We start from the raw sequence: 8,398 nt of genomic DNA, 5'->3' as shown, positions 1-8,398 counted from the left end.
CCTAACCTGTCAGGCCATGGTTGCCCGCCTTGGTGCATGTCTTGAGACAGGTGAAGCGCCAGTAGTGCTCACGCTGAAACCGCGTCGTACCCACAAGGCGGACCCGGCAATGGCACAGGATTGACTGGCCCGAAACAGATGTAGGAGCGGCCTTGTGCCGCGATGCGCCGCGCGGGCGGCGCTCGGTCTTATAGGCGCTGCAAGCGCTATCGTCTGGCACCTGTTCGCCTACATGAGGTCAAAAGTTCCTACCCAGGGGTCATTGTTCCCATTTGCGCAGGGTGGCCACCTGCACGTCGATCATCTTGGCAAAGCGTACCAAGGATAGCCCGGTCGCCTTGCGGATGTTCCTGAACTGAAGGGCGTCGATTTCAAACTGGCGGGAGGGGAGGCGTTTGCCATGGATGATCTCATCCATCTGTTCAACGCTTTCCATAAGCTCTTCGAAGTGGTGGCTCATATGGCTACCGTGCTCCTTTTCTGAGATTGATGGTGATCCTCGAAGTGTACTGATCATTACGAGCGCGGTTATGTCATTCCCTTCAGTTAGTGATGTAGTCCCTCTCCCTCAACCCGCCTCTCCCTCCCGCCGAGCCCTGTTGCGCCACACCCGATACGCCCGAATCCCCGCCCGTACCGAGCCGAACAGCAACTTCTCTTCCATTTCCCGCGCCATCCCGGAACGCACCAGCATGCGCAGGAAGGTGCCGCGGGCGCGGGCGATGGCGAAGTGGATGCCCTGGGCGGCGAGGGTGTCGCGCACTTCGCGCAGGGCCGCCACGCCACTGACGTCGATGCTGGTCACGGCCTCCGCGTCGAACAGCACCACCTGTGGTTTCTCCACGCCCTGCACGGCTTCGAGCAGGCGCATCTTGAAGTAGTCGGCATTGAAGAACAGGATCGCATCGTCGAAGCGATACACCACCAGGCCCGGGACGGTGCGGGCGTCCTTGTGCTGGCGCACGTCCACCTGGCCCTCGATGCCCGGCACCCAGCCCAGCACGGCGTCGGTGGGCTGGTAGATGCTGTAGAGCAGGCGCAGGATGGCCAGGGTCACGGCGAACACGATGCCCGGCAACACGCCCAGGCCGAGTACGCCGACCGTGGTCAGCAGGCACAGCCAGAACTCGAAACGGCTTAGCTTGCGGATGGTCTTGAGCGACTTCACGTCGATCAGCCCCCAGCCGGCCATCAGCAGCACCGCGCCCAGCGCGGCCTGGGGAATCCAGGCCATGGGCGCGGTGAAGAACAACAGGATCAGGGCGATCACCAGGGCGGCGATGATGCCCACCAACTGGCTCTTGCCGCCGACCATGTCGTTGACCGCGGTGCGCGAATCGGCGCCGCTGATGGCGAAGCCCTGGGATATGCCGGCGGCCAGGTTGCTCACGCCCAGGGCGAGGAACTCGTGGTTGGCGTTGATCGCGTAGCCATGGCGGGCGGCGAAGCTGCGGGCGGTGAGCATGGCGCTGCAGAAACTGATGGTGGCGATACCCAAGGCGTCGCGCAGCAGGCTCTTGGTTTCCGCCAGGCTGCTCTGCGGCCAGGCCAGTTCCGGGATGCCCGCCGGCACCGGGCCGAGGATCGCTACCCCATAACGGTCAAGACCGAACAGCCCGGCCAGGGCGGTGAACACCACCACGGTCACCAGTGCCGCCGGCAGTCGCGGGTAGCGTCGCGGCAGCCAGACCAGCAGGCCCAACCCGGCCAGGCCGATGGCCAGGGTCAACCAGTGGATCTCGCCCAGGCGCTGGAGGAAGTTGATCAGGCTGAGGATGAACCCATCGCCTTCGATCTTGAAACCCACCACCTTCGACAACTGCCCGGCGAGCAGGCTCAGGCCGATGCCGTTGAGGTAGCCGATGAGGATCGGCCGCGAGAAGAAGCTGGCGATGAAACCGGCCCGCGCCACCCCGGCGGCGATCAGCATCACGCCCACCAGCACGGTGACGATCACCGACAGTTCGGCGATGCGGTGCGCATCGCCCATGGCCAACGGCGCCACGGCCCCGCCAATCATGGCGCAGGTGGCGGCGTCCGGGCCGACCATCAATTGCCGTGAACTGCCGATCAGGGCATAGACCATCATCGGCAGCACGCAGGCGTACAAGCCGTACTGCGGAGGCAGGCCGACGATCTGCGCATAGGCGATGGCAATGGGGATCTGGATCGCGGCCACCGACAGGCCGGCCTGCAGGTCAGCGTGGAACCATTCGCGGCGGTAGTGCAACAGGTTGGCCAGGCCTGGTAGCCAGCGGGAGAGAAACATGCGCAGTCCTTTGGAATTGTTTCAGCAAGCTTAGCGGTTATGCACCGCGAATCACTGGGCATTCAAGCCAATCGGCGCGGCGCTGGCCATGGGCCAGATCAACAAAGGAACGCTGGGAACGAAAAAAGGAGCCGAGGCTCCTTTTGACAGCGACGACGTGGTTGGAACGTCGTGCGGGGAATGCGAGTGCATTGACAGAAAGACGGCGCACATGTTGGCCAGGGCCGCTCAGGTCAGCGGGCCACCCTCTTCTTCATGCTATTGGAAAGTTTCTCTCGAGTTCCATCGGGCGATACGGGTCTTCTGCCGTCCGAACGTATTCTCTGCCAGAGAAGCGATCAGGTTCGAGCTCAACGCGGAGGCCAACGAAAAATTCATAGGACCATAGCTTGGCATAATGGCACTCGGTAATGCAGTCCACTGCTCTTCTTCTAGCATGTTGTAAGCATCTTCGATCGCTTCACAATCATCAGGTACAAAGTGAAAAGAGGTGCATATTTGGTGCAAATAACCGCCAGAAACAACCGGTATGCCTAGTGCTTTGGTGATCATCCAACCTTCTCTCGCCAGCGTCGGTGGATTGTCTGCGGTAATGGCAACGCCATGAATATTTGTCATGGCCAGTTGATGAATCCCATCTGTTCCCGGGCTGGCGTCTACGCAGTCAACCTCTATATCCTCGAATCGAGCTTCCAAGGCACGTTTTAGTACGTCCACCTTTTTGTGATTAACATCGCTAAGTACCCAGAATAACTGACGGTTCAAATTGCTTCTCTCGACAACGTCAGTGTCTACCAGGCAGAACTTTCGTATTCCCGCACCCGCCAGCAACATGGCGAGCGAACTGCCAATTCCACCGCAACCGACAATCAATACCCTGGATTGCCGAAGGTTTTTCAAGTCGGCAATCAAGCTTGTGCAGTTTTTTGCGTAGCAGAGTAGATAACTTGCCGTCCTGCTCGTCTGAGGTTCCGCCAGAAGGCCAAGTACTGCATTAACCTCAGCAGGGGTTCCTTTTACAAGCGAGCCGGCAGCATGCAGCGCTTTGTGCAATGCACTCTCTGAGTTTTCAGGGATCTCCACAATGGCATCAGGCCCGTTTACAAAGAGCGATCCGGGCCTGCTTGAGAACAATGTGGAGGGCGCAACAACGCCTGTCGCTATTCCTTTTGAGTAAAACACCAGATCTTCCATATCATCTCCAACAAGGCCAGAGCTCTTGAGCTCTGGCCTTGATCTATCAATTACGGCAAGAGGGGAGCATGGCGACCCCAGGCAAGCAGCCTGGGCCTGCTGCCACGGTCAACTGATGAGGGGTCACACTCACTTCTTTAGTCGCCACACTCACTTCTTTAGTCGTAAGTTTTTGAGCATCCTTCTCTTGATGCAGAGCGGCCTGGGCTGCAGGAGAGCCGATTAGAACTGCTGCTGCTACACCAATCATCTTCTTCATCATGTAACTCCTGTATGAGAACGGTTATCGTTCGCCTCGGACATTATTCTCTAAATGATTCTCAGTCAAGATGTAAAAACAGATTTTTATCGATGAAAGCATCGTTGATGGTGTCAGTGCGTTGCCTATGAGGCGTTGAGCCGGTGCAGCCAGGGAACGAGGCTTTATGGCGATTGGCCATCGCTTGAGCGGCGGTGCAGTCTGATTCTGGTTCGCAGGCAGATATAAGGAATAAGAGCCTTTTATTCCGTTCGTTCGGCAATAGATCGAAGAGGTTGACAAGGTGAAAAATAACATCCATCATCGCGAATGATTATCATATCGATCACCGGGAGGGATGCCTGTGAAATGCTCAGCTGAAGTAATAAATACCGATAAATCTTCACCATTTCAGGGGATGTCATATCCCGATCTTGTAGCGTACATGAAGCAAGAAAATACGCCTCCAGGTGCTGGCTTCACGCTTGATTATTGGATTGAAAACGCATTCATCGATGGTTCATCTTTTCTACTGGATTTAGCGTGCTCAACCGGATTTAGCTCTAGATATTGTTATGATAAAGTGGGTGCCACAGCTGAAGGGGTTGATTTGAGCCATAAGGCTGTGGAAGTAGCAAACGAAAAAGCAAAGGTTGTTGGGGCAAGTCGCAATGCCTATAAAGTAGGGGATGCCTGTCAATTGCCCTATGCGGATCATACATTTACTCACGTACTGGGTGGGTGTAATTTCGCCTTCATTCAAGATCGTGAAAAAGGGATTTTAGAGTGCAAGAGAGTGCTTAAGGATAATGGCATTCTGTGCGTGTCGAACTATTTTTATTTTGAGACGCCTCCAGTCGATGTCATCGATGCGGTCGAACGATCATTGGGATGGCGTCCTGACCCCTCTTGGGATTACGATTATTGGAACAACTTTTACCAGCGCGCTGGCTTTGTCCTGGGGTCTGAGATGAAGTTTGGTCTGGAGGTAAAGAGCGAGAGTGAGTTATTTGACAGCATCTGCTCATACATAAGGGATGAAAATGAATGTACAAGCCAGCTCGACGCCAGCCTGCAGGAGCCGCTGATCAAGCACTTCTATGAAGTTAGAAAAAGCCTGAATGAGCAAAGGAACTATCAGGGGGTTGCAATCCAGCTATGGCACAAGTGAAGCCGAAGGAAGATTTACTGAGGATTATTGGCAGGATTGCCAGCGAGCCATCCTCTTCTGGCGAGCCGTTCTTTGTTTTTGACCTCGATGCATCCTTGGAAAACGCTGCTGCTTTTCAAGACGCTGCGAGGCGTGAGTTTGAGAAGGTTTCACTTAGGGCGTCGATCAAATCATGCAATGTCGGCTTGTTTTGCGAGCGGCTCAGGCAGTTAGGCTATGGGGCCGAGGTGTGTAGTTTAGAAGAACTCGGGTTGGTTGAACGCGCCGGGTTCAGTTCCTCGGATATCATATTTGACGGCCCGTTGAAGACGGATGAAGAGTTAGGCTACTGTATCGATAACGATGTGCTCGTCCAGATTGATGGCCTGGGAGAGCTTGAGCGAGTCTGTGAAATAGCCCAGGCCAGACTCAAGAAAGTAGATGTTCTTGTCCGTCTAACCCATTTGTATAAGGATCAGGGTTATTCCAGGTTTGGCATGTCCGGCTCTGAATTTACCGCTGAGGCCGCCCCCCTGCTCAAAGATTGCAGCTTCGTTGAGCTCAAAGGATTTCACTTCAATTTTGGTTCGAACCTTTCTTCCCATCTTCCCATCGTAGAAGGACTTTCTCACTGGGTAGAGTTACTGAATACATGGATGCCGGAAAATGGCGTATTAGATCTGGGCAGCGGTTTTCCAGCAGATTCATTCAGCGATGACCCCGGGACGTCGACCCCTGACGCTGCCCAGTTTTTCTCTGGTATAAAGTCTTATCTGCTCGACAAATTTGGAATCAAGGCCAATGCCTGGACATACCTGTTCGAGCCTGGCCGGGTATTGAGCGAAGACTTTGGATACTTGGTAGGCAGGGTCGTAGATTCTAAATGGAGGAATGGGATCGAGATACTGCAGAGTAATCTTGCAGTCAACTGGGTGGGGTCCATGCGGTCATGGCATCATCTGGTCGCGCCTTTGGACCACGCCCGACCTCCCGCCAGAGCGACTCAGTATATCGCTGGCTTCAACTGCTTCGAGCAAGATTATTTAACCGCGATAGGTTCTGAGTTTTCGTTAAAGGCAGGTGATTGGTTTTATATCAGGGGCTGTGGCGCATATGATCTGCAGACGATGACTGAGTGGGTAAGGCGTCGTCCGGTGGTCTTGGCAGTAGTCAATGGCGATGTGGAGGTCGCGAGGCCTCGTGGGTTGACGAACGGGCTGTGCTCTGACGATCTATACCTTGCGTATGAATCCATAGATGTAAATGAGGACATATCGCTCCTTCAAGCAAGACCACGATTTGCTGACAAACTATATCCGATCATCGACAGGAACAGGCAGGGCTTTTCTGAAGCGATGCATTGGCCACGCTATTCGACCAGCCTCAAGAGCGTTCAAGATTTCTTGTTGCAGTCTCAGCTTGAACATCAGAAGGGAGCGTCGAAAACTTACGTCGTACACTTCAGGGGCGAGCCATGTGGCATGCTTTCATTTCACGAAATAGATTCGTCAAATAAAACGGCCTATATTGGATATTGGCTCGATCCTGACCGCCGTGGTTGCGGCATCATCACCCAAGCCCTACAGGCTCTTATCTCACACTATGCCGATGGCGGAGATATTCAACGATTCGTTATCAAAGTGTCCGTGCACAACGGCCCAAGCAATCGAGTCGCGCAGCGCTGCGGATTCGCGTTGGAGGGCACTCTTAAACGATCAGAAAGAATTGGCGACCGTTACGTCGACCAAAATATTTATGGGCGTGTTGTGGAGTGAATGTTCAAGTGGGAGGAGGGCAGTAACGCAGCGCCCTTTTGACCGCTGGCTGGCGGGGCTATGTCCGGGTTGAGCGGAAGGCCAGATCAATGCTTTGGCGCAGAGACGAAAAAAGGAGCCGAGGCTCCTTTTGACAGCGACGACGTTATTGGAACGTCGTGCGGGGAATGCGAGTTGGAGCGGGTAGAGGGAATCGAACCCTCCTCAATAGCTTGGGAAGCTATAGTTTTACCAATAAACTATACCCGCTTCGAAGCACGACTTTTTACCAGAACCCTCGCCGAATGAGAAGCCCAAGGCTGCAAAAAAGCCTGTCGGCGACCCGTAGCCTGCGGGTATCGAGGGCTACGGGGCGCCGATGCGCTCAGATGGCCAGTGCATGCTGCCCCGTTTCCTGTGAGTAGCGGTGGCGGGATTCGCGCAGAGCCGGCTTGAGGAAACCGAGCATCGCACTGCGGGTATCCTCGCAGGCGGTCTTGTGCTCCATGTCGAGGAAGTGGCCGGCGCCCTGGATCACGCTGAACTGGCTGCGCCCGACATGGCGGCTGAACTGGCGGGCATCCTCGACGGTGGTGTACTCGTCGCGGTCGCCGTTGATGAACAGCACCGGGATGTCGATGTTGCGCGCGGCCTTCAGCGCCCGTTCCAGGTCGTGGTCGAGCACCTGGTTGATGTGGAAGTGCATCTGCGCGTATTCGTGGCTGTCCAGGCTGCTGACGTGGCGGTAGTTGAAGCGCTTGAACAGCGACGGCAGGTACTTGCCGATGGTGTCGTTGACCAGGTTGCCCACCTGGTAGCGGTCGCAGGCGGCCAGGTACTGGCAACCGCGGTCCAGGTAGTCGCGCATCGGTTCGTTGATCACCGGCGAGAACGAACTGACGATGGCCTTCTTCACCAGCCGCGGCTGGTGCGCCAGCGCCAGCAGGGTGCAGGCACCGCCCCAGGAGAACGACAGGACATGGTCGGCACGGAAATGCTCGATCAGTTCGAGCAGGATGTGCGCCTCGGTCTCCTTGGTCAGCAGCCGTTCATGGCGGTTGTGCGGTTTGGACTTGCCGGCATACGGCTGGTCGTACAGCACCACGTTGAACTGCGGGTGCAGGCTGCGCACTGTCTGTGCAAAGGACGCCGTGGTAGCCAACGAGCCATTGATCAGGATGATCGTCTTTTCGGCGCCCTGCGCGCGATGGAACTCCGTGTAAACCCGGTACTGCCCTTGGATATCAAGTACAGCGATTTCTGGCCTCATGTCATCGACTCCTGGCGCAAAAAGGGTATTCGCGTCACCTGGTGGCGTGTGCGATCGGCAGGCGGGCTAGGCGCCGAATCGACCGGACAGGCCATTAGGGTGCACGTGCTTTATGACAGGTAGGCATTCGCCTGGAACGGAAACCGGTGGGCCCTTGTGTCGATCCTTGACGCGTGTAGTCGACGGTATTGTTGTGCGGGCGATTACCGTGCCCCAGGGCATCGAGACCCCGGGTGGCCGGTAAAGGGCGTCTTGGACTGCGGTTGTGACCGTTGAGTCACATGCAGACCGACGAGTTAGCAGTCAAGCAGGGAGGGCGGGATCGCGCAAGTGCCGTTGGAGCAATCTTTCGTGGGAAACCGCCGAATGGTGGATCGGCCGCATACACGCCCTGTAGGAGCGGCCTTGTGCCGCGAAAGGGCTGCGAAGCGGCCCCACGACCTCCGCGTCGAGGTAGAAATTGCCGGGGCCGCTGCGCGGCCCTTTAGCGGCACAAGGCCGCTCCTAAAGGGGCTATCAAAAA

7 protein-coding genes and 1 tRNA gene are annotated in these 8,398 nt (G+C 56.1%); 2 read left to right on the top strand and 6 right to left on the bottom strand.

Annotated features, from left to right (window positions below; all coding sequences use genetic code 11):
- Nucleotides 1-259: 259 nt before the first annotated feature.
- From POF53_RS25710 to POF53_RS25695, 4 genes are all read right to left on the bottom strand, one after another.
- Nucleotides 260-460, bottom strand: coding sequence for a helix-turn-helix domain-containing protein (locus POF53_RS25710; RefSeq protein WP_498970012.1), 201 nt, complete (start codon nucleotides 458-460; stop codon nucleotides 260-262).
- 108 nt (nucleotides 461-568) lie between these two features.
- A complete protein-coding gene (locus POF53_RS25705; RefSeq protein WP_254464219.1) occupies nucleotides 569-2,269 on the bottom strand; it encodes a SulP family inorganic anion transporter in 1,701 nt (566 codons plus the stop codon).
- A gap of 258 nt (nucleotides 2,270-2,527) precedes the next feature.
- The gene (locus POF53_RS25700; protein WP_254464218.1) at nucleotides 2,528-3,463 is read right to left on the bottom strand and encodes a ThiF family adenylyltransferase; all 936 of its coding nucleotides are present in this window, start codon (nucleotides 3,461-3,463) and stop codon (nucleotides 2,528-2,530) included.
- A 46-nt stretch (nucleotides 3,464-3,509) separates the two neighbouring features.
- Nucleotides 3,510-3,725, bottom strand: coding sequence for a hypothetical protein (locus POF53_RS25695; RefSeq protein ID WP_498970010.1), 216 nt, complete (start codon nucleotides 3,723-3,725; stop codon nucleotides 3,510-3,512).
- 340 nt (nucleotides 3,726-4,065) lie between these two features.
- On the opposite strand from POF53_RS25695, the gene POF53_RS25690 reads away from it, so the two are divergent.
- Nucleotides 4,066-4,872: a class I SAM-dependent methyltransferase gene (locus POF53_RS25690; RefSeq protein WP_498970008.1), complete on the top strand. Its 807-nt coding sequence runs from the start codon at nucleotides 4,066-4,068 to the stop codon at nucleotides 4,870-4,872.
- The gene (locus tag POF53_RS25685) at nucleotides 4,860-6,626 is read left to right on the top strand and encodes a GNAT family N-acetyltransferase (protein WP_254464215.1); all 1,767 of its coding nucleotides are present in this window, start codon (nucleotides 4,860-4,862) and stop codon (nucleotides 6,624-6,626) included. Before POF53_RS25690 ends, POF53_RS25685 begins: the two co-directional genes overlap by 13 nt.
- A 175-nt stretch (nucleotides 6,627-6,801) precedes the next feature.
- Here POF53_RS25685 and POF53_RS25680 read toward each other — a convergent pair.
- Nucleotides 6,802-6,875, bottom strand: a tRNA-Gly gene (locus POF53_RS25680).
- A 115-nt stretch (nucleotides 6,876-6,990) separates the two neighbouring features.
- On the bottom strand, nucleotides 6,991-7,875 hold the full coding sequence (locus POF53_RS25675; RefSeq protein WP_203647821.1) for an alpha/beta fold hydrolase: 885 nt from the start codon (nucleotides 7,873-7,875) through the stop codon (nucleotides 6,991-6,993).
- Nucleotides 7,876-8,398: the final 523 nt, after the last annotated feature.

Origin of the sequence: Mitsuaria sp. RG (assembly GCF_028369275.1) — a bacterium.
GTDB classification, from domain to species: domain Bacteria; phylum Pseudomonadota; class Gammaproteobacteria; order Pseudomonadales; family Pseudomonadaceae; genus Aquipseudomonas; species Aquipseudomonas peradeniyensis.
This window is presented reverse-complemented; position numbering and strand designations above follow the sequence as displayed.

Coding starts and splice junctions, on each gene's coding strand:
- POF53_RS25705 (WP_254464219.1), bottom strand. CDS start 2,269: ATGTTTCTCTCCCGCTGGCTACCAGGCCTGGCCAACCTGTTGCACTAC.
- POF53_RS25685 (WP_254464215.1), top strand. CDS start 4,860: ATGGCACAAGTGAAGCCGAAGGAAGATTTACTGAGGATTATTGGCAGG.
- POF53_RS25700 (WP_254464218.1), bottom strand. CDS start 3,463: ATGGAAGATCTGGTGTTTTACTCAAAAGGAATAGCGACAGGCGTTGTT.
- POF53_RS25710 (WP_498970012.1), bottom strand. CDS start 460: ATGAGCCACCACTTCGAAGAGCTTATGGAAAGCGTTGAACAGATGGAT.
- POF53_RS25695 (WP_498970010.1), bottom strand. CDS start 3,725: ATGATGAAGAAGATGATTGGTGTAGCAGCAGCAGTTCTAATCGGCTCT.
- POF53_RS25675 (WP_203647821.1), bottom strand. CDS start 7,875: ATGAGGCCAGAAATCGCTGTACTTGATATCCAAGGGCAGTACCGGGTT.